This is a genomic window from Pseudogracilibacillus sp. SO10305 (assembly GCF_037072005.1).
Classification (GTDB): domain Bacteria; phylum Bacillota; class Bacilli; order Bacillales; family Amphibacillaceae; genus Pseudogracilibacillus; species Pseudogracilibacillus intestinigallinarum.
On sequence record NZ_JAXHDE010000010.1, the window covers coordinates 38,991 to 59,738 of the forward strand.

18 protein-coding genes and 1 riboswitch are annotated in these 20,748 nt (G+C 36.2%); of the genes, 2 read left to right on the forward strand and 16 right to left on the reverse strand.

The genetic code is table 11. The features are described 5' to 3' along the window. Positions 1 to 568: 568 nt before the first annotated feature. Both SPD45_RS09165 and betA read left to right on the forward strand, forming a co-directional pair. On the forward strand, positions 569 to 742 hold the full coding sequence (locus SPD45_RS09165; protein ID WP_336267440.1) for a hypothetical protein: 174 nt from the start codon (positions 569 to 571) through the stop codon (positions 740 to 742). 31 nt (positions 743 to 773) lie between these two features. Continuing rightward, on the forward strand, positions 774 to 2,447 hold the full coding sequence (betA, locus tag SPD45_RS09170) for a choline dehydrogenase (RefSeq protein ID WP_336267441.1): 1,674 nt from the start codon (positions 774 to 776) through the stop codon (positions 2,445 to 2,447). 244 nt (positions 2,448 to 2,691) lie between these two features. Here the strand turns inward: betA and SPD45_RS09175 are convergent, their stop codons facing one another. The 16 genes from SPD45_RS09175 to SPD45_RS09250 form a co-directional block, all read right to left on the reverse strand. After that, positions 2,692 to 3,942, reverse strand: coding sequence for a M20 family metallo-hydrolase (locus tag SPD45_RS09175; protein WP_336267442.1), 1,251 nt, complete (start codon positions 3,940 to 3,942; stop codon positions 2,692 to 2,694). A gap of 802 nt (positions 3,943 to 4,744) precedes the next feature. Beyond that, complete coding sequence (locus SPD45_RS09180; RefSeq protein WP_336267443.1) at positions 4,745 to 5,311, reverse strand: nitroreductase family protein; 567 nt, start codon at positions 5,309 to 5,311, stop codon at positions 4,745 to 4,747. Continuing rightward, positions 5,308 to 5,841 carry a nitroreductase family protein gene (locus SPD45_RS09185; protein ID WP_336267444.1) on the reverse strand — a complete coding sequence of 178 codons (534 nt, stop codon included), beginning with the start codon at positions 5,839 to 5,841 and terminating at the stop codon, positions 5,308 to 5,310. Before SPD45_RS09185 ends, SPD45_RS09180 begins: the two co-directional genes overlap by 4 nt. Before the next feature lie 47 nt (positions 5,842 to 5,888). Then, positions 5,889 to 6,803: an aminopeptidase gene (locus SPD45_RS09190; RefSeq protein ID WP_336267445.1), complete on the reverse strand. Its 915-nt coding sequence runs from the start codon at positions 6,801 to 6,803 to the stop codon at positions 5,889 to 5,891. A 60-nt stretch (positions 6,804 to 6,863) separates the two neighbouring features. Beyond that, entirely contained in the window at positions 6,864 to 7,523 is a 660-nt protein-coding gene (locus SPD45_RS09195) for an AroM family protein (protein ID WP_336267446.1), read from the reverse strand. Next, positions 7,523 to 8,461 carry a DUF1177 domain-containing protein gene (locus tag SPD45_RS09200; protein WP_336267447.1) on the reverse strand — a complete coding sequence of 313 codons (939 nt, stop codon included), beginning with the start codon at positions 8,459 to 8,461 and terminating at the stop codon, positions 7,523 to 7,525. The genes SPD45_RS09195 and SPD45_RS09200 overlap by 1 nt, the downstream gene beginning before the upstream one ends. A gap of 12 nt (positions 8,462 to 8,473) precedes the next feature. Further along, entirely contained in the window at positions 8,474 to 9,520 is a 1,047-nt protein-coding gene (locus SPD45_RS09205) for a DUF917 domain-containing protein (RefSeq protein WP_336267448.1), read from the reverse strand. Between the two features lie 15 nt (positions 9,521 to 9,535). Continuing rightward, positions 9,536 to 11,086 (reverse strand): OPT/YSL family transporter, encoded by a 1,551-nt coding sequence (locus tag SPD45_RS09210; RefSeq protein WP_336267449.1) that lies wholly within the window; start codon positions 11,084 to 11,086, stop codon positions 9,536 to 9,538. Positions 11,087 to 11,100: 14 nt separating this feature from the next. Then, entirely contained in the window at positions 11,101 to 11,727 is a 627-nt protein-coding gene (locus tag SPD45_RS09215) for an aspartate/glutamate racemase family protein (protein WP_336267450.1), read from the reverse strand. Between the two features lie 143 nt (positions 11,728 to 11,870). Then, a complete protein-coding gene (locus tag SPD45_RS09220) occupies positions 11,871 to 13,418 on the reverse strand; it encodes a PucR family transcriptional regulator (RefSeq protein ID WP_336267451.1) in 1,548 nt (515 codons plus the stop codon). A 157-nt stretch (positions 13,419 to 13,575) separates the two neighbouring features. Further along, entirely contained in the window at positions 13,576 to 14,076 is a 501-nt protein-coding gene (gene thiW, locus SPD45_RS09225) for an energy coupling factor transporter S component ThiW (RefSeq protein WP_336267452.1), read from the reverse strand. 93 nt (positions 14,077 to 14,169) lie between these two features. Next, positions 14,170 to 14,275, reverse strand: a riboswitch (TPP riboswitch). Positions 14,276 to 14,325: 50 nt separating this feature from the next. After that, a complete protein-coding gene (locus SPD45_RS09230; RefSeq protein WP_336267453.1) occupies positions 14,326 to 14,670 on the reverse strand; it encodes a YxeA family protein in 345 nt (114 codons plus the stop codon). A 183-nt stretch (positions 14,671 to 14,853) separates the two neighbouring features. Then, positions 14,854 to 15,480 (reverse strand): biotin transporter BioY, encoded by a 627-nt coding sequence (locus SPD45_RS09235; RefSeq protein ID WP_336267454.1) that lies wholly within the window; start codon positions 15,478 to 15,480, stop codon positions 14,854 to 14,856. A 43-nt stretch (positions 15,481 to 15,523) separates the two neighbouring features. Further along, positions 15,524 to 16,213 carry a dethiobiotin synthase gene (gene bioD, locus SPD45_RS09240; protein WP_336267455.1) on the reverse strand — a complete coding sequence of 230 codons (690 nt, stop codon included), beginning with the start codon at positions 16,211 to 16,213 and terminating at the stop codon, positions 15,524 to 15,526. Positions 16,214 to 16,233: 20 nt separating this feature from the next. Then, positions 16,234 to 17,607, reverse strand: a complete 1,374-nt coding sequence (gene bioA, locus SPD45_RS09245) for an adenosylmethionine--8-amino-7-oxononanoate transaminase (RefSeq protein WP_336267456.1) — start codon at positions 17,605 to 17,607, stop codon at positions 16,234 to 16,236. A 347-nt stretch (positions 17,608 to 17,954) separates the two neighbouring features. Further along, positions 17,955 to 20,165 (reverse strand): MMPL family transporter, encoded by a 2,211-nt coding sequence (locus SPD45_RS09250; protein WP_336267457.1) that lies wholly within the window; start codon positions 20,163 to 20,165, stop codon positions 17,955 to 17,957. Between the last annotated feature and the right edge of the window lie 583 nt (positions 20,166 to 20,748).

The window sequence follows — 20,748 nt, forward strand, 5'->3', positions numbered from 1 at the left end:
CAATTACTTAATTTATTTTGTTAAATATAAATTTAATTAAATAAATTTTTTAAATAATTTTTATATACTTACACTAGCTAAGACTAATCTGTATGTCAAGCTGCCTTTTTCTTCTTATCTCTAGTTTTCTCACCTTTTCTTGGAGCATTATGAAGCTAAAACGACTATAAAGACGTTATAGCTATATTTTTATGTCGTTTTCTTCGATAAGCCATTTATACATCAAAATATACGTGTTTTTCTCAAAAAACGATGTATTTTTTCCTTTGTAATTTTTTTGTTAATTTGTCTTATTTTTATTAAATCATTGTTATTTCGGCTTTTATTTTCTATAACGAAAGGAAACGTTTATAGATTCTCTTTGACTTTTATATCTGAAAATGATAGTTTTAATTTGTTCTTAATATTAAATTTTTTCTTAACAAACTTAACGGCATTTGGTACAATTACATGATGAAAGTGCGTGCAAAATAGACGGCATTTAGTGTAGAGCATGCATTCATTTTCAATGAAACAGGTCTATTGGATGTACTATGTTAACAACTAAAAAGGTTAGAGGAGTGATTTCATGAAAAGGAATATTATGTTAGGTGGACTTTTCGCTATCTTATCTTTATTTATCTTTTCGCCACGTGCACGAAAATCTGTTGCTAATACATTTAACGAAGATTCTATAGATAAGCTAGTAGAATTTAAAAATGTCATTACAGATTGGAAAATGAACCAAGATTTATATAAATAAAATCAATCGATACTTATTTGGAGGGAATACAATGAAAAAACATTATGACTTTATCGTTGTCGGTGGTGGAAGTGCTGGTTCTGTTTTAGGTAATCGACTAAGTGAAGATGGCACGAAAAGTGTATTAATTTTAGAAGCAGGTCGAAGCGATTATCCATGGGATCCATTCATTCAAATGCCCGCAGCATTAATGTTTCCATCAGGTAATCCATTATATGACTGGGGATATAAGTCAGATCCGGAACCACATATGAACGGAAGAAGAATTGCACATGCACGTGGAAAAGTGCTCGGAGGTTCTAGTTCTATTAATGGTATGATTTATCAACGCGGAAATCCAATGGACTATGAACGTTGGGGTGCAGACAAAGGGATGGAAGGTTGGGATTATGCACACGTACTTCCTTACTTTAAAAAATTAGAACATGCGATTGACTCGCCAGGAGACAAATATCGTGGTCAAAGTGGACCGATTAAATTAACGAGAGGTCCAGCAACAAACCCATTATTTAATGCGTTTTTCGAAGCAGCAGAAGAAGCAGGACATTTACGTACAGACGACGTGAATAGTTATCAACAAGAAGGATTTGGACCTTTTGATCGTCATATTTATAAAGGTAAAAGGCTATCAACATCACATGCTTATTTAGATCCTGCAAAAAATCGTGAAAACCTAGATATTGAAACATTAGCTTTTGTCACGAAAATTAATTTTGAAGGTACAAAGGCGACGAGTGTATCTTATCGACGTGGAAGCAAAATGAAAAAGGTATATGGAAATGAAATAATTCTTGCAGGTGGGGCAATCAATACACCGCAAATTTTACAATTATCAGGGGTTGGTGAGGCGGAACACTTAAAGTCATTAGGTATTAAGCCGGTAATCGATTTACCTGGTGTTGGTGAAAATTTACAAGACCATTTAGAAGTGTATATTCAATATGAATGTCCACAACCAGTTTCAGAAATGCCTAGCTTAAACAAATTTAAAATGCCTTTCATAGGATTACAATGGATTTTAAACCGTACTGGCCCTGTTGCAAGTAGTCATTTTGAAGGTGGAGGTTTTATTCGTTCGAACGATGATGTAAAATATCCTAACTTAATGTATCATTTCTTGCCACTTGCAGTTAGATATGATGGCCAAAAAGCAGATGTAAAACATGGTTTCCAAGTACATGTTGGCCCGATGTATTCAGATGCACGTGGATCGATTAAAATTAAATCAACAGATCCAGCGGAACATCCTAGTATGATTTACAACTACTTATCTACAGACCAAGATCGTAGAGAGTGGGTAGAGGCAGTTAGAAGAACACGTGAAATAACATCACAAGCATCGATGGCACCGTTTAATACGGGTGAAATTTCACCGGGACCTAGCGTACAAACAGATGAAGAAATTTTAGAGTGGGTACGTAATGATGCAGAAACAGCCTTGCATCCTTGTGGTACAGCAAAAATGGGTGACGCTTCAGACCCGATGGCCGTTGTGGATCCAAACACGATGAAAGTACATGGATTAGAAAACGTCAGTGTAGTAGATGCTTCTGCCATGCCATACGTAACGAATGGGAATATCCACGCTCCGATTATTATGTTAGCGGAAAAAGCTGCTGATTTAATTTTAGAACGTAAGCCATTAGATCCTTTACATTACGATTTCTACAAACACGAATCAAAAACTGAAAAAGTGACACAGTAAATAATAGAATATCCTAATGTGTACGGTACTGGCCTAAGTTAGAATTCTTTACTCTTACTTAGGCCAGTACGTTCTTTGGCTTCGAAGCGGTATACTATAACGATAGTAAACGACCGTTATAAATTATATTTATACGCCTTTATTTTATCATTATAATTTATAGAAGATATGTGCATATACTTTAGTATATATTTTTTATACTTATCATAATTTTTCAGATCGATTACCGAATGGAAAATTTAACTTACAATTTGTATAACTCGGGAAATATAGCGAGTTCACATAATATATCTTTTAGTAGATGTATTCCCTTTTCGATTTGTTTAAATGATGTATATTCATCTGGATGATGACTTAGCCCATCTTTAGAAGGAATGAAAATGACTCCCGTCGGATATTTCAATGCCATATTCATCGCATCATGCCCTGCTCCACTTGGCATTTCCTCATATGTAAAGTTACGTTTTTCACAACCAGATTTTGCCAATTCTAGTAACTTTTCATTTAATAATACCGGTGTTTCATTTGTAATTTTTCTAAACGTTACTTGGACACCTCGTTTCTTTTCCAATTGTTTAACAAAGACATGCAATTTCTCGATAAGGCGTTCTTTTGACTCCATATAAATGCTACGAATATCAACGTGTAACTTTACTTCTCCCGGCACAATATTCATCGCGCCAGATTTTACTTTACATGCCCCAACCGTTGCAACTGTTTTTGCATCCTCTTCTTCTAGAGCAAGTTGTTCCAAATATAATGCGAATTCTGAAGCCGCGAGCAATGCATCTTGCCGTGAGCGCATCGGTGTCGACCCTGAGTGAGATTGACGTCCATGAATTGTCACATGATACCTCGTCGGTGCTGCAATTCCTGTAACAAGTCCAATATCTTTACCAATTTCCTCTAAAACTGGCCCCTGTTCAATATGTAACTCAAGAAATGCCTTCAATTCATCTTCGTTTCGTTCAGCCATTGAAATATATTCCAGCGAAAAGCCCTTCTGTGCAATTACCTCTGTAAAAGTTTGGTCACTTTTATCGTGTAACCTCATCACTTCTTCGAGATCTAACGTCCCGACCATCGCTTTACTTCCCACTGTTGCCAGACCAAAGCGTGCTGATTCTTCACACGCAAAAATAATAACTTCTAATGGATGCGTCGTTCTAACCTTTTCTTCATTAAGTGCAAATAACACTTCCAGTCCAGCTAGTACACCGACTGTTCCATCATACATTCCACTATTATATACAGTATCAATATGTGAGCCGACCGCAACTGCCGGTAAAGATGGATCTGTTCCTTCTCTACGAATTATGACATTTCCAATCTCATCTTGACGGTATAGTAATCCTTCCGCTTCACAAAGCCGTTTTATATACTGCAATGCCTGTGCCTCTTCCTTCGAATAAGCCAATCGATTCATGCCTTCACCCGTATAACCGTATTCATTTATTTGCCGAAACATCTCTTTAAAGCGTTCGATTTTCACCATCGGAATCCTCCTAACCTCTCACACATCATTCAGTAGACAATCATTATATAATATTCCTCAATTTTCGTACATATAAATCCTTCAATCATGTGAAGGTAAAAGTATCGTAAATGGGGTTCGCTGGAGTTTACATGGGATATGTTTGGTGAATGAGATTCGCTGGATTTGGTATGGTTGTGACAGATGGATATCCGCAAGTGAAACGGAAAAATGGTGACAACTTGCGAAATTAACTCATATTTACGCAAGTGAAACGGAAAAATGGTGACAACTTGCGAAATTAACTCATATTTCCGCAAGTAAAACGGAAAAACGGAGACAACTTGCGAAATTAACTCATATTTCCGCAAGTGAAACGGAAAAACAGAGAAAACTTGCGGAATTAACTCATATTTCCGCAAGTGGAACGGAAAAACGGAGACAACTTGCGAAATTAACTCATATTTACGCAAGTGAAACGGGAAATACGCGTAAACTTGCGAAATTAAACCATATTTCCGCAAGTCGAACGGGAAATACGCGTAAACTTGCGAAATTAACAACTATATCCGCAAGTGGAACGGGAAAACGGAGACAACTTGCGAAATTAACTCATATTTCCGCAAGTGAAACGGGAAATACGCGTAAACTTGCGAAATTAACTCATATTTCCGCAAGTAAAACGAAAAAACGGAGACAACTTGCGAAATTAAACCATACATCCGCAAGAAAAACAGGAAAACCCCTAACTACTCACAGCACTAATCACTATCCCCCTACAACCACACGCGGTGTCCGGTACCATTTTCTAATAAAAAGTAATTTAACTTTTAAAATAAGGTTCATTGTATCGATGGGAATGAGTGACAAATTCTGGTGGCATTTTATATTTCGTCTGTCCTTCTTCTGTTGCATATCCTAAAGGTAATAAACCAATTGGCTGAACATATTCGGGCAAACGAAAGGATTCTCTAATTTTATTTTCATCAATTCCACCAACCCAACAACAACTTATACCATTTTGAGTCATCGTCAAAATCATATTTTGGACGGCATTGGCAACATCTAAAGGCACCCATTTATACCCCAAGTTACCATACCTTGCTGCTGTTCTTTTTTTATTCGCACAAATAATTAAAATTACTGGCGCCGATTTAATCCATTGCTGATAGTTTGAAGTACCCGCATAAAACCCACTAAATGTACATGAAACCACTTTTTCTTTATAGGGCGGTTCCTTTATCACAATAAATTCCCAAGGTTGCATATTACCACTTGAAGGTGCTAATGTGCCAGCCTCTAAAATGCTATACAACTGTTCATCAGAAATAGGAATATCTTGAAATTGTCTTACACTCGATCGTTTATATATCGCGTCTATTTTTTTCATGACCATCTATCCTTATGAATCATATTTTCCATCGATAAACTTTTCAATTGCATTGGTGATTCTCCTAATGCATATCCACATGCGAGCATTGCGACAGGTTCAACATACCATGGTAATGACAAGGTTTCCCTAATCGTTTCTGGTTCAAACTCCCGAATAATGGCTGAATTTATTTGTAAACAAGTAGCTAACAGTCGCATATTTTGAATCGCGCTTTCCGCTTCCTTTTGTGCGATTAATATGCCTTTAGAACCTATTCTTGACATTGCTCGTCTTTTTTCAATAACAATAACTGATAAAAATGGCACATCTTCTATCCACTTTTGCGGAATAGATTCTTTCACCATATAAGGACTCAAAAGGTCATTTGCAAGCTTGTTTCTCAATATACTATCACCAATAACAATTAACTCTCTCGCTTGGTTACTAATGGAACTTGGTCCAGCTAAAAATGCTTCATACAACATCTTCTCATCTTTTGCTTCTAATTTTTTATCGTCATATGTTCGCACATTTTGAATTTGTTTCATTTGATTCAATACATGTAAAGCTTCGATTGAAACCACATCCCTTCGTTTTATGATTCCCAAATAACGCCGGGTGATTTTGTGACACAATCGATATGCACATCTGTTTTAATGACCCCACCAAAAGTATGGTTAGAGCCAAATGCAACATGAATGGTATTTTTCGCCTTTTCATCCTCTAAAATATTACCAGTTACCCTAGCGGCATGGTTTGTTCCTATTCCAAGCTCAGCAAGCAATCTTCCATCCCCCTCGCCTAAAATATCCATTAATTTTTGTCCTACTTCACCTGAAGCATGTACTAAACGACCTGCGGCAATTTTTAAAATAACTGGTTCATGAACGAGCCCAATTCCAGCGATAGATCCGTTAATTTCGATTTCACCTTCCGCCTCACCTTCTAATGGCGCAATATATGCTTCACCAGATGGTAAATTACCTGAGTCACCTTTCTTATGGAAGACACCTGTACTTGGCACCCCTTTTCGCTCACCAATAGGTATACGTAACGTTAACCCGTCACCAGATTCAATCGTCACTTTCTCATGTGAAGTTAATAATGCTACAATTTCATTCGTTTCTTGTTCAACCCGATCATAATCTGCATTAATCGCTCCATGTAAAAAAATATCTTCGTTAATTCCTGGCATCGTAATGACACTTATTCCTTGTTCACTCGCATGTCGGCGAGCAACAGTATGTGTTAACGAATGTTTCGTTAAACAAAAAACAATGCCATGGTTTAACATTTCCTTTGCAATATGAGCATCAGGTTCCTCTCCCGATTTATTCCGATCCTCCATCACATGAATATAAGTTTCCCAACCTAATTCATGTAAAGCTTGGTGAAATGCTGACCCTAAATCTTTCGTTGACATATCTGTCACGACTAACACACTTACATCCGTATCAAATTTAAAATTTACTTCCATTATTTTTTGAACAACTTCTTTTATATCGCTCATATTAATGCCCTCCCATATGAAAAAAATGAGGCAATTTTTGTCTTTCGCCTCATTTTTCAATTAAATGTATTCCTTTAAAACGGATGCCGCAAGAGAAATAGATAAAACGATTGGAAGATTCGTCGCTTGCATTGCTCTTTCCTTATGTGATTCATCATACCCCATACAGTCAAGTACAATTACTGTAGCACCTTGCTCCTTCAACGAATCCGCTGCAGATTCAATATCACTTTCCTCATATGGTGATGCTGCTTCTACAACGATAGGCACACTTATTTCATGCCACTTTTCCATCAATTGATCTTTTTGTTCTTCTAACGGGACGATCAATCCTAACTTACCTTCTCTTAACACCGCACTCATAACTTTGACTAAAATTTTATCTGGAAATAATAATAATTTTTCTGATTGAATCGTAGGAAAATCACCAGTACATAGTAATAAAACGACCGATACTTCCTCTTCTAACTGATTTAATTCTCGTTGTAATAATGGCAATAACGCCTCTTTCTTAATTTTGGTAGATTGTCCATTACGTAAGCGAGAAATATACGTTGTGTCTCCTTCATTCGGCCATAATGCTTTAATTTCACTATCTGACAAGCTATCTAAAGCACCTCTTTGGATCATTTCGACAGACTCGCCTAAGACCGATTGAATAATTGGAGCCACATCGGTTCTAGGCGACTGACCAATTGTTAGCACACCAACTCTTTTCATTAATTTTGCTTCCCTAATGTTTGAATATGTTTCATGGAGCCGTATAATGCTTGAATACGGTCAAACTCATCTGCATCATAAAAGGAAATTTTTGAACGCCCAAAATCTTTCGCCACTTCAATACTAAATCTAACGGCTTGGGCAATATCCACTTCATGGCTCGCTCCTGTTCCACTTCCTGGTACAGCCGTTTTTGTCGTAATTGCTAGTCCAACAACAGGTGCACTCGTTGCAACAGAAGGTTGTAAAATACTATTAATATGATATAGGCCATTTCCATAAGGAGTAATATCTTGAATCGATACAGCAAACGTTTGCGCTAATTCTCCTGTTGTCACTTCTTTTATCCGAACTAAATCATCCGAGAACTTTAAAATATAGCCATCCTTTACTGTTTGCGATAAACAAATACCGCGATGGTTAAATACTCTATTTCCTTTTGTCGTATCAATAGAAATAATAGCTTCCATTTCTTCTAGCACTTCATATTTATTCATCGTTAAAATATCCACAGGTGAATCCATAAATTCTACCGGATCATGTGGTAAAGTTGGAGCATCTGGGCAAATATGAGTTGTAACATATACATCTCCTTCTAAACGATCCCCACGTTCACTCATTTCAGCTAATTTTAATGCTGTTGCTACAGCTGCAGCTGCACCATCGCCATCAGAAACAAATCCAATTCTTGTCGGTCTAGCTCCAATACCACCTAAGCGACCAATCACACCTAATGTAGGCGCATTTCCACCGTCAGCTTTTCCTTCTGTTCCTTTAATTAAAATTTTCACAAAATCTGTATAACCTTTTTCCCCGTGTACACGTTCCACACTGCATGAAGCATATGTGTAAGACTCAAATAAAGCCTGTACTGTCTTTCCTTCTACACTTGGATTATCTAATATATCTAATACTTCTAATACTTGTTTTAATGCCATTTGTTTTTCACCTCATAAAATTTTCTTTTGAATAATTGGTTCTACCACTCGTAATAACTTTTCATTAAACATCGTCGTACTTAAAATTAATTTTTCCTTTGGTACAACAATAACTGCTACATCTTGGCCTTCTTCTATTTCAGCACTAACAATTGGAAGACCCGTGTTGGTATCGAGTGTCATAATTAAATCTGGAAAAGTGCCATGACGTACGCCATTTATTTCGGCTGTCATGTATTCATTCCAAAATGTTAACTCCAGATCATCCACATATACTAACCCGACGTCAAATCCACCTTCTTTTTTCAATGTAAAGGACGTTACTTTTCCCTCGTATAAAATACTTCCTTCTAAATAATTTACTGCTGCTTCTATTCTTTCTTTTCCTTCATTAGCACTTAATAATACTTCTCCTAATTCAATTGCTTGAGTAATTGCTCCGGCTGATGCATTTTCTTTTACATACTTTATGGACACAGGATTACGACAAACCCCGACTAGTCCACCTGCTTTTACAGACAGTTCACGCATTGTATCTGAAACATTCCCTAAAGATCCAGCTACAATTCCTTCTATAGCACGTTCGTTTTTACCACCTGCAAATGCTTGTATCGACCGGTAACTTTTGTCTTCAGATAAATTCATTGACCCCATTGATCCTGTTGGATGGGCTCGTCCATTCGATGGTGCATCCAAAATAGGTAATCCTAATGCAGCTGCTTGTAACCAACCATTTGTCGTCGTTGCTGCACCATTTTCATTCGTCATAATTGCCGCAACAGGAGCATCTAATTCTGCCTGCATTCTTTTTACTGCATCAATTGTTTGCTCATCACTTAAAAACATATCTTTGGCAGATGGTGCTCCAACTAACGAAACACAAACAACTACATCCTCATCCGCAAATTCATCTACCGTTTTTAGGACTGGGGCACCTCGTTTGAATGCCTCATCAAGTTTATTTAAACCCTCCTTGATGATGCCACCACCTCCACCACCTAAAATACAACCACCATAAATAGCATGAATGCCATCTTCTTTCGTTAATTTTCTAGCCATATATATTCCCTCTTTCTATCTTGCTTTCCATAATGATGTAAAGAAGCTATACAATGCGTCTCCTGCAATAAAACCAGCTGCAGTAGTGAACATTGCACTTTCAGCAGATTCGCCACCAACTCGTAAAATAATTAAACGAATAATAATACCAGCGATTACCGCCCAACCAGCTAATGGATTGACAATTAATAAACCTGTCGCCAGCATAATTCCCATTTGTCGTTTAGAACCACCAATTAATTGAATAAGCGCACCAGGAATCGCCCATAACAACAACATTAACCCAACATTTCCTGATAAACCTGATTCAATCGTTGCCGCATATACATGGTTCACTGGAGGTACTAAATCTTGTTGGAAAAAACTATCATGGAATAATGTAACCATTGCAATCGCAACCCCGAATCCGATTGCAGCACTTTTTAATTGTAGTCTTCTTCCGAATAATTCCTCTTCAACAGATTTTCCTGAACGTAAAATTGCACCTGTTTTAAAGTCATATCCGAGATCCGCAAATGCTGGACCAGTTGCAGCTGTGTAACCAGTTAACATCGCTAAAGCAATTGGTGGAAAACCTAGTAGCATCCCGACTAATAACGATATTAATGTAACCGCAAATGCTGGGAACCATCCAGAGTGCATCGCAGCAATCCCAACGATAATTTCACTTACTAATGCTGCCGCTGCTGCAAACAATACGAATAAAATTAACTGGTATACTGGCATCTCTGCATATAAACCAGCAAGTACTGCAACAACTATGGCACCTAAAACATAAAATAAATATCCTAACGCAAAACCATTTTTAACGTCTTTATCTGTTCTCGAATTCGTACTTTGATCATCCTTATTTTTTGGTTTACGTAAAATAACGATAAACTGAATTAAAGCAATCATCCCTGCACCAATCATCATTCCATGTGGAACGTATAATGCATCTAAATCTACATTGAATAATGGAACAGAATATGCACGTAATAATAAACCTATACCAAACATCGTTAATGCAACGATATTTCCAATAAAAGCAACCCCGAAAGCTGACATGGAAATACCGAAATGTGACCCAAGAAGCCCACCAAAAATACCTAATCCTAAAAACTTCGCTTTTTGTCCACCTTCGTCTCCTGCTTTTAATGCCTCAGCCGTTGCTACACCCGGTGCCCAAATTTCATTGGCACTAAATAATTTTGAGTCAAATACACGATATAAAATAAATACATCGACACATAACGCAATCCCCGCACCAATTAACATCGGTATAATTAAATCTGGCATTCCTAATACAAACGGTAATCCTATTGGGATTAATAAACTATTTGCCGCACCAAATGTGGCCGCCGAAATAGTCGTTTGTATTAAGTTTTGATTTTCTAATGTTTTATATTTATAAAACATTTGCAAAGGAATTCTAGCTACTAACATCGCAATTAATGCACCAATAATGGATGTATTTGGTGTGATTCCTAATGTTGTTATTAACTGCATTCCAATAATCGCACCAAGTATGGCTACGATAGCCGAGAATAAAATAAATGATAGATCAAAAGTTCTCTTATTTTTCACTGTAATTCCTCCTATTATTGAAGCTTATAGGCAACTGCCTGAGCTTCGACTAAATCCACCATCGGTATTGTGACTCGATCTTTTGCAAATTGTTTTAAATGAATGGTAGAAAAGCCTGTACAAGCAAATAAAATAACATCTGCCCCTTCTTCCTTCATACGATTCATCAACATAACTAACTTATTTTTTGCATCATCTGAAAATAATGAAACTGTATTTCGTAATGTTGGTTCATAATGATATGAATAAAAATGATTCCCTAATACTTTTAAGATGTTTGGCGGAGCTTCCTCTGTAATTCCGATGACTCCTACATTATCTCCTAATGTCTTCGATATATTCGCTCCTACTGCTCCCGCACCATATACTGGAATTGATACAGCTTGTTTTACCTCCTGCAAAGCCGGGTCTGCCGCACAACTAATTGTTAATGCTTTATATTTCCCGCTTTTTTCCATTCCTCTCGCCAGCTCAACAATTTTTGGAATAGCTTCCTGCTCTGTCTGAGCATTATAAATTCCTTTCGGTTGATCCATGATACATTTCGTTTCACTATCTATCGATAAAAAATCACGCATTAATTCTCCATGTTCTGACAAAACTTTTCCTTCACTTGTTAATACACGGATGATTCCTAACATATATATCACTCCTTTCCTCTCGTATCCAATGCGACTTTTCGAATCTTTCTCTAAATATAATATATTCAGATTATTATGTATATACGCAAAATGAGCGTAAAAAAAGGAAGGCAAAGCCCTCCTTTTTCTCACTGTGAGCAATATCAATCATTCATCATATAAAAACAAAACTGAAGGGAAAAGATTGTTTTTGCATCATTTAAATCTATATTCATTATTTCTCGTATTCGTTTTAAACGATATGTGATCGTTCTTCTATTTAAATACATTACTTTCGCTGTTCTTGAAGCATTGCAATTTTCGGCTAAATAAACTTTTAATGTTTCAATCAAATCCGCTTCCATTTGTTGAAGTGGAAGCATCATGTAATGAACAAAATCATTTACATGTGGATCCTTTTGCAAATTTAATAAGATAGAGGAAATACCTAATTCACTTTGGTCATATACAGTTGAATTTAACCCTAAGTCTTTCCCGATTTCAATAACTTTTGCTGTATTATCAACTTTTTCTATAATGGACGTTGTATCTATAAAAGGATAACTTATCCCTATCTTTACATTCTCTAATAATGTTCGAGGTTGCTGCTTTTTCCATTGGTGTTTCAATTCGATGGATGTCGCCTCACGATGATTTATCCAAACGAGCACAAACACATTTTCATTTCTTTCCATCACAATATAATCTTTCACTTCGGTTAAATGTTTCATCATATTTTCAATATGGGAAAGTAAAATTAACGATTTTCGCAAAAAGGTATGATATCCGATGGCTTCTGTTATATTTAATTGGTCTAAATGAATGACCATTTTTAGATCCTTTTCGTCCTCTAGATAGTTCCATCTTTCTATAAATTCCCCTTTTTGCATTTGTAGACTAACAATTTCAGCCATCATAGTAATGTGAATTTTATCTACTAACCGAAATATCTCGGTGTCCATTAACAATTCTTTTTGTTTGTTCCTTTCATATACAATATGGAGAAGTCCATATTTCTTCCCTTTCGCAAAAAGAGTGACAACCATTCTTTTTAATGCCTCTGAATATATACAAGCATGTTTTTCATACGTTTCAAATTCGGTATTAAATTTTTGTACGTACATCTCTGTCTGTTCATATGTTGGGAGGGAAAATAGTGTGAAATCATTTCTCCATTTATCGCTTTTTAATTTATGTGCACAATATAACAACTCGCCGTTCATGTTTTCTATATACATAACTAACCCGAACGATTTATAAATATCTTGCAAAATCGTCGTGACATTTTCATAAGACTTTCCTTCAATTTCTTCGATCAATCGATCATCTGTTGATTGTTGTAATTTTGCATATAACGGCGTTAAAATGTCAATATAAGGGACATCTTTTGGTAATGTAATAATAGGAAAATGATGTTCCTCCGCCAATTGAACAATGGATGGAGGGATTTCATCAATAAATCTACCTAGCTTTATGATGAGTCCACTTGCCTTTAATTCGATGAAAGATTTTACTATGTTTATTTGAGCTTGTTCATCATCTTTAATCGCGTAAAAGCTTGTTAAAATAAGCGTCTCTTTTACATTCCATTTATCAACATGAGGAATCTCCATCACTTCAATATATTTTACCTTTTTATTTAAACCTTTCTTCCCGTACCTTGCCTCTGCTTCAAACTTTTTAATGATTTGCATTACTTCATGAACCATCATTTTCATACACACCCTTGATATGTTTGTCATCGGTATACTCATTTTGCTATCTATACTATAATTATATAAGTATTTTTCCTAAGATGAATACTAATTAGTATTAGAAGAAAGGTTTTATTTTAAAAATTCCATCCTTATAGTGAATATATCTTTAAAGTTATTTATTTTCGATAATTGCTTTTGCTTGGCCACTTTGTTTTAAACGAACGACGATAAACCAACCGATCAAAGCACCTGACACACTACTCACTAAAAATGACGGTAAGAAGAAAAATATTCCAAACGATGTCCCCATAAATAATGTTGCTAAAGGAATCGATGCAAATGATCCTAAAATACCTGTCCCGATGATTTCACCAATAACTGCCGCACTATGTTGGTTCCATTTTTTATATAAATAACCTGCCAAAAACGCACCAATCATCCCGCCAGGAAAAGCTAAAATCGACCCTAATCCTAGCATATTTCGAATTAAGCCAATGATGAACGCGATGATTACAGCTGGTCCAGGACCGAGTAAAATCCCCGCAACAACGTTAACAGCATGTTGGACAGGATACGCCTTAGCAAAACCTGCTGGAAACCATAAAAATTGTGAACCGATAATACCTATTGCAACAAAAACAGCCATAGTCGTCATAAGTCGTGTACGATTCATCTTCTATTACACCTCCTTGTACGATAAAATAACGATAAAAAAGACCACACCCCGACGTCGGAATGTAGCCCTCGATTGTTTTTAGTATAAATATCTTGATGGCCAACACTTCCCCACGCTAGTATTACCTAGATCGGGTTCAAAGGGTCAGAACAATAACGCTCCTCTCAGCCATCCGATAGCTCCCCTAGTGAAATATGGACTTTTCAATTTTATACTATCATACTATTTAATATTGTAAAGGTCTTCTTATTCTTCACCTACTTCTAATTGTTCCAATGCTTTTTCTGGAATGTCTGTTTTTTCTACTTCTTCATATGTGACTACTTCATCTTTTTTATAGAAAATTTTTAAATAAGCATTCTTTTTTAATGAGTGATTCGCTGTAAAAGATAATAATAAACTATCTCCGTTTTCATCGTAGCCTTCTAATTTATATTCATAACGTACATTCCCCTGTTCTTCATAACTATCGCCTTCATCTTGAATTAGTACATAATACGTATCTGCACCAATAGTTTGAATAGATGATGTACAAGCCGATAACAAGCCTACGACCAATATCATCATACTTATCGTTAATAAACGTTTCATTTTTCTCATCCTTTTCGTTCCGTTTCATTCTATACATAGTATAGGATGAAATTCCGTGCTGTAACATCGATTTCCCTTACGAATAAGCGTTGTAGGCTTACAATATTGTAAGATTAAATAAAAGTGTTCGCATACGGACATCACTCTATTCGCGAGATATAGGAACGTTAAAATAAAATTTCCTTAACTTCCTAAACGGTCTTCTTGCACATTACTAGAAGGTGTAATCATAGTCGACTTATGTAAAATTTTATACACTCTAGGTGCAAATAAAGCTGCTGCGACAATCGTTAATAAATCAACAGGCAAATATACGAGCATTACAAGCCACGTTCCAATATAAGTGACACTTTCTTGTGTATCCATAAAAAATGATAAAGCGAGATACATATAATTTGTTCCGATCATATAATTAAAGAAAAGCCCGATAATAGAGGCCAATATGAACGTAATTAAAGTAGGGTGTTTTTTAGATTCGATCACTTTCCCAGTAACATAAGCGGTGAAAATAAAAGAAATAATAAACCCAAATGTCGGACTTAATACAGCACCTAATCCTCCTTTAAATCCAGCAAAAACAGGAACGCCAATTAATCCAACGAAAAGGTATACAACCATTGCAAGCGCTCCACGGCGACTACCAAGTAATGCACCTGCCAAAAAACAAAAAAATGTTTGTAATGTAATAGGAACACCACCTATTTGTAAAAACGGTGCCCAAGCAGTAATATTTGCCCCGATACTCATTAAAGCGACAAACATTCCGATTAAAGTAATATCAATGACACGAATTTGTTTGTTATTTTTCAATGATATCCTCCTTTTACTATAAAAGTTCAACTTGGTTTCACTATTATTTTGCGAAAAGATTAAAAGGGATTAGTTCATCCATCTTTTCTACAATATAAGTAGGATTAGATGTTGTAAATTTCGGTAATACAGCTAACACAGGAATATTTGTCATCTCTTCAATTAATGCAGGATTCGTTTGTTCTGCTATCCCCTGTTCTTCTTCCGCCCCGTTCAAGATAATGCCTGCAATATCCAATCCCATACTTTGGGCCACTTTTACCGTTAACCAAATATGATTTACTGTACCAAGTCCCGTTCTTGCAACAATTAATATTGGAAAACCTATCTCTTTCGCAACATCTGCAACTACATAGTCCTTCCCCAAAGGAACCCCAAGTCCCCCTGCACCCTCTACAATAAAATACTCATGCGTTTCTTTTATGTTTTTCCATGCTTGCATAATCTGAGTCAAAGATATATGTTGTCCTGCCCTTTTCGCTGCAACATATGGTGCTAACGGCTCTGCAAATTGAAAAGGAGTAATTTGTTCAAACGTATTACGATCTCCAGACATCGTTTTCAAGATAGACGTATCACTTGTAGGATTTTCTCGACTTTCCCCACTCAACATTGGTTTAAATACGCCAACATCTTTTCCATACTTTTTCAATAGAGCTGCCATACCGCCACCGACAAAAGTCTTTCCGACATCTGTATCTGTTCCTGTAATAAATAACCCATTCTGTTCCATCCAACCGCTCCTCGTTCTTCTTATTTCGTCGAACCGACTGTAGTTTCTCGTTTCGTTGTTACATTTTGAATCGCTTCTTTTATAATGCGAATCATTTCCCGAATTTCTTCCTCTGAACTAGAAAGGGGCGGCATAAATACAATATTATCTCCTAAAGGTCTAGTTAACATCCCAAGACGACGCATTTCCAATGACACCGCATATCCTACACGTTCTTCCCATGGGAAAGGTTTTTTTGTTTCTTTTTCTTGTACTAACTCAATACCGACCATGAATCCGAGCTGTCTAATATCTCCAACATAATCCAATTCATGTAGTGAAGTTAATTCCGCTTCAATAAAACTGGACTTCTGTTGCACTTGTGCCACTATATTTTCCCGTTCAAATAAGTCTAAGTTTGCTAACGCAACAGCGCATCCTAGTTGATTTCCGGTATATGAATGACCGTGAAATAACGTTTTCATATGAATGTAATCATCGTAAAATGCTTCATATATTTCCTCTGTTGAAATTGTTGCGGCAATAGGCAAGTATCCTCCTGTTAATCCTTTACCGACCGTCATAATGTCTGGTACAACACCTTCATGATCACAAGCAAACATTTCTCCCGTTCGGCCAAATCCTGTAGCAACTTCATCAACTATGAGTAATACATTATATTCCGTACATAATTTACGAACTTCCGTTAAAAATCCATCCGGCATTAAAATCATCCCAGCTGCTCCTTGCATCATTGCCTCGATTGTTAAAGCAGCAATCTCATGATGATGATTTTCTAATGTCTTTTTTAATTCTTTTAAACACTCTTCCTTACAAATGTCCGGATCTCCACTTGGGTGACGATATACATATGGAAAAGGAACATGAAAACTTTCAAACATTAGTTTTTCATAAATTCGATGAAACGTATCTACTGCACCGACACTAACAGCACCAATCGTATCACCGTGATACCCATTTTTCATCGTAATAAACTTATCTTTTCCTTCTATATTTTTATTTTTCCAATATTGATATGCCATCTTCAATGCAATTTCGACTGATGTAGCACCACTATCGGAATAAAAAACACGTGTAAGTCCTTCTGGTGTTATATTAATTAATCGTTCTGCTAACTCTGTCGCTGGTCGATTCGTCATTCCAAGCAATGTCGAATGGGAAATTTTTTCTAATTGCGTACGTATCGCATCATCGAGTTCTTTTTTTCTATGTCCATGCACATTTAACCAAACTGAAGAGAACCCATCATAGTATGCATTTCCTTCTGTATCTTTCAACATAACGCCTTCTCCACTTTCAATAACTAATGGATCTTGCTCATAATCTTTCATTTGTGTAAAAGGTAACCAAAGGTATTCTTTACTCTTTTGTATTAATTCATCATGTGTTGACATTATAATCCCTCCATCATTAATTTTTTTCCAACGTCATGTACATCCTTTTTTGTGAAAATTACATAGAAATTGCTCGCTTGCACTTCTGTTTATCTTCTACCTCCTCCTTTCTATATACGTAATCATAGAGGAAACAAACCTTTTGTGTCAACCATTTATATTATAGGTTGACACAAGGGAACGCAAATAGATAAATTTTATAAATAATCCATAAAAAAAACACTTTATGATAGCACGAATATTTATGTGCCAACATCATAAAGTGTTTTCTATTTCTTATTTTTATTACTGAATATGAACAATGATAGGATTCATCTAAAAATCATTGACAAAAAAGTTACATCCTCTTATTCGTCCTCATGCATTTTCCACATTTTACCCGGCCAAAATGCAAAACGACCAAGAACCGTCGTAATAGCCGGGACTAATAAAGGTCTCACAATAAACGTATCCAATAAAATTCCTATAGCCGTAATCGTTCCAAAATGAACTAATACTTGTAAAGGTAATATAGCTAATACGGAAAACGTTCCTGCTAAAATTAACCCTGCCGAACTAATGACACTACCTGTTTCTCCGACACTTTCTGCAATAGCTTTTTTAAGTGGCATTTCTTTACGTTTTCTCCAAATACTAGAGACGAGGAATATGTTATAATCTTCTCCTAAAACGACTAGGAATACGAATGCATACAATGGAATTAGCCCTTGAATTTCCGACACACCGAATAAGTAGTGTAATACAATCCACCCTAAACCTAAAGCAGATAAATAGGACAGCAATACAGTCGCTAATAAATAAACCTTCGCAACAATTGATTTCAAATAAACGACTAATAATATAGCGATAACGAGAAGTAAAACAGGAATAATAACAGCTTGGTCTCGACTTGTGATTTCTTCCGTATCATATAAAGTAGCTGTTTCTCCACCAATCCATACATTCTCCTCCACATTCGTTACATTCGCTTCTTCTAATGCATTAAATGCAATCTCCTGTAACTCAGGTATACTATTTACCGCTTCCGTCGCATAAGGGTCAATGGAAAGTGTTACTTGCCATTTTTTCAACGAATCTTTGTTTGTTCCCTCTACAGCATCTTCCACCTTTTCTACTAGAGGATGTGCTTCTAACTTTTCTTGTAAGGAAACATCCTCCCCTTCTGTATCCACTATTATATTGACTGGAGCAATTTCACCTGGTGGATAATGATCAGCAATTAATGTAAAACCTTCACGTGATGGCATATCCTCTGGAAAAGAGTTTAATAATCCATACGTAAATTGCATTTTTGGTACAAATGCCGCTAAACTCCCTAAAATTAATAAAGATAAAAGGATAATCGTCCACGGTTTAGATGTAACGAGATTGCCTAACTTTTTACCAAATCGATGACTTGGTTTAGGACGGCGAATTTTCTTCCCTTTTTTCTGTTCCAATTCTTGAATCATTTCCTCAGGGCGAGGGATGAACGGAATAAAAGCAAATCTCCCTAATAAAGCTAAAATTGCTGGTAATAATGTTAAAGCAGCAATACCCATAATAAAAATTGCTAAACTAAACGGCACAGCGAAGCGGTCATAAGAAGCATAATATGCTAAAGCAAGCGACAGTAGACCAACAACTGTCGTCATCGAGCTCATCATAATAGCTCCACCTGTACCAGTTAATGCCCTTCTTAATGCAACATACTTATCCGCTTCTTTTCGTAATTCATCTCTATAACGAGAAATTAAAAATAAACAATAATCTGTACCTGCACCGAATAATAATACGGTCATAATCGAAATTGCTTGCCCATCTACTTCAATCCATTCCTTTTGTGCAAAGAAACCTAACAATGGGCTAATTACACCGTAAGCAATACCGACCGCAACTAATGGAACGATCGCTAATATTGGTGAACGATATAATACAATTAATAAAGCAAAAACTAAAATGACTGTAGAAATTAATAATGTTATATCTGCATTACTAAATAACGATACTGCATCTGTTTGAATACCGACCGGACCTGAAAAACGTACATGTAATTCACTTCCGTCTAACTCCCCAAATAATTCATCACCAAATTGGCTCTTCATCTTTTCTTCTAGAGCATCCAATGCTGTTTGAAGTTGATCTGTAGAAGCTGTTTCCTTAAAAAAGACAGGCGTAATAAGTGCTTTTTCATCCTCTGATGTACTACCTTTTAATGCTTCCACTGGTGCTTCATGAAACGGCGGAATAAAATTTTGTTCATCTACTGGTGATTCCTCTAACGTTTTGTAAAACGCTTGTATTTCTTTGAAATCCTCCTCCGTTAAACTATCTTCCCTATGCCAAACTAATAACAAAGGTACTCCCGCACCGTCGGAAAACTCTTCATTGTCTATTTCGTTTGCAACGACGGACATCGCATCCTCAGGTAACAACTGATTATCTGTCGTTTCCTCCTCATTCACTTGTGGCCAAATAAAAGAAAAAATACCGATAAGCAAAATCCAAACAAAAATGGTCGCCCATCGTGTTTTTTTATTTACAATGAATTCGACCAAGGAACGTATTTTACTATTCATTCTGTCCCCTCTCTCTTTTCCAAATATGGATATAGTAAACATGTATGCTATTTTCCTTTTTGTATATATGTTTACAGCTAATACAAAATTATGCAAGTTCATTTTCACATATACGTTTCATCATTAGAAGAAAGCGTGATACTCATTATTACGAAATGACTATCACGCTTCCTTTTCATTGTAATATTATTTTTCATCCCCGTCATTCATCTACCCTTGATGTTCACCAAATTTCCCCTTTTTGTGGAGGTGATTTTTTGGGGGTTATGCGTTATTTTCGCAAGTTGTAAGCAGTTTTCCTGTATACTTGCGGAATTATGCAATATATCCGCAAGTTAAACACGATTTCCTCGTATACTTGCGGAATTAACCATTATATCCGCAAGTTAAACACGATTTCCATGTACACTTGCGGAATTATGCAATATATCCGCAAGTTAAACGTGAATTCCTCGTACACTTGCGAAATTAACCATTATATTCGCAAATTAAACACAATTTCCTCGTACACTTGCGGAATTAACCATTATATCCGCAAGTTAAACACGATTTCCATGTACACTTGCGGAATTAACCATTATAT

Excerpts from the sequence above, each read along its gene's own strand:
- SPD45_RS09165 (WP_336267440.1), top strand. The coding sequence starts at position 569 with ATGAAAAGGAATATTATGTTAGGTGGACTTTTCGCTATCTTATCTTTA.
- betA (WP_336267441.1), top strand. The coding sequence starts at position 774 with ATGAAAAAACATTATGACTTTATCGTTGTCGGTGGTGGAAGTGCTGGT.
- SPD45_RS09175 (WP_336267442.1), bottom strand. The coding sequence starts at position 3,942 with ATGGTGAAAATCGAACGCTTTAAAGAGATGTTTCGGCAAATAAATGAA.
- SPD45_RS09180 (WP_336267443.1), bottom strand. The coding sequence starts at position 5,311 with ATGAAAAAAATAGACGCGATATATAAACGATCGAGTGTAAGACAATTT.
- SPD45_RS09185 (WP_336267444.1), bottom strand. The coding sequence starts at position 5,841 with ATGAAACAAATTCAAAATGTGCGAACATATGACGATAAAAAATTAGAA.
- SPD45_RS09190 (WP_336267445.1), bottom strand. The coding sequence starts at position 6,803 with ATGAGCGATATAAAAGAAGTTGTTCAAAAAATAATGGAAGTAAATTTT.
- SPD45_RS09195 (WP_336267446.1), bottom strand. The coding sequence starts at position 7,523 with ATGAAAAGAGTTGGTGTGCTAACAATTGGTCAGTCGCCTAGAACCGAT.
- SPD45_RS09200 (WP_336267447.1), bottom strand. The coding sequence starts at position 8,461 with ATGGCATTAAAACAAGTATTAGAAGTATTAGATATATTAGATAATCCA.
- SPD45_RS09205 (WP_336267448.1), bottom strand. The coding sequence starts at position 9,520 with ATGGCTAGAAAATTAACGAAAGAAGATGGCATTCATGCTATTTATGGT.
- SPD45_RS09215 (WP_336267450.1), bottom strand. The coding sequence starts at position 11,727 with ATGTTAGGAATCATCCGTGTATTAACAAGTGAAGGAAAAGTTTTGTCA.
- SPD45_RS09220 (WP_336267451.1), bottom strand. The coding sequence starts at position 13,418 with ATGATGGTTCATGAAGTAATGCAAATCATTAAAAAGTTTGAAGCAGAG.
- thiW (WP_336267452.1), bottom strand. The coding sequence starts at position 14,076 with ATGAATCGTACACGACTTATGACGACTATGGCTGTTTTTGTTGCAATA.
- SPD45_RS09230 (WP_336267453.1), bottom strand. The coding sequence starts at position 14,670 with ATGAAACGTTTATTAACGATAAGTATGATGATATTGGTCGTAGGCTTG.
- bioD (WP_336267455.1), bottom strand. The coding sequence starts at position 16,213 with ATGGAACAGAATGGGTTATTTATTACAGGAACAGATACAGATGTCGGA.
- bioA (WP_336267456.1), bottom strand. The coding sequence starts at position 17,607 with ATGTCAACACATGATGAATTAATACAAAAGAGTAAAGAATACCTTTGG.
- SPD45_RS09250 (WP_336267457.1), bottom strand. The coding sequence starts at position 20,165 with ATGAATAGTAAAATACGTTCCTTGGTCGAATTCATTGTAAATAAAAAA.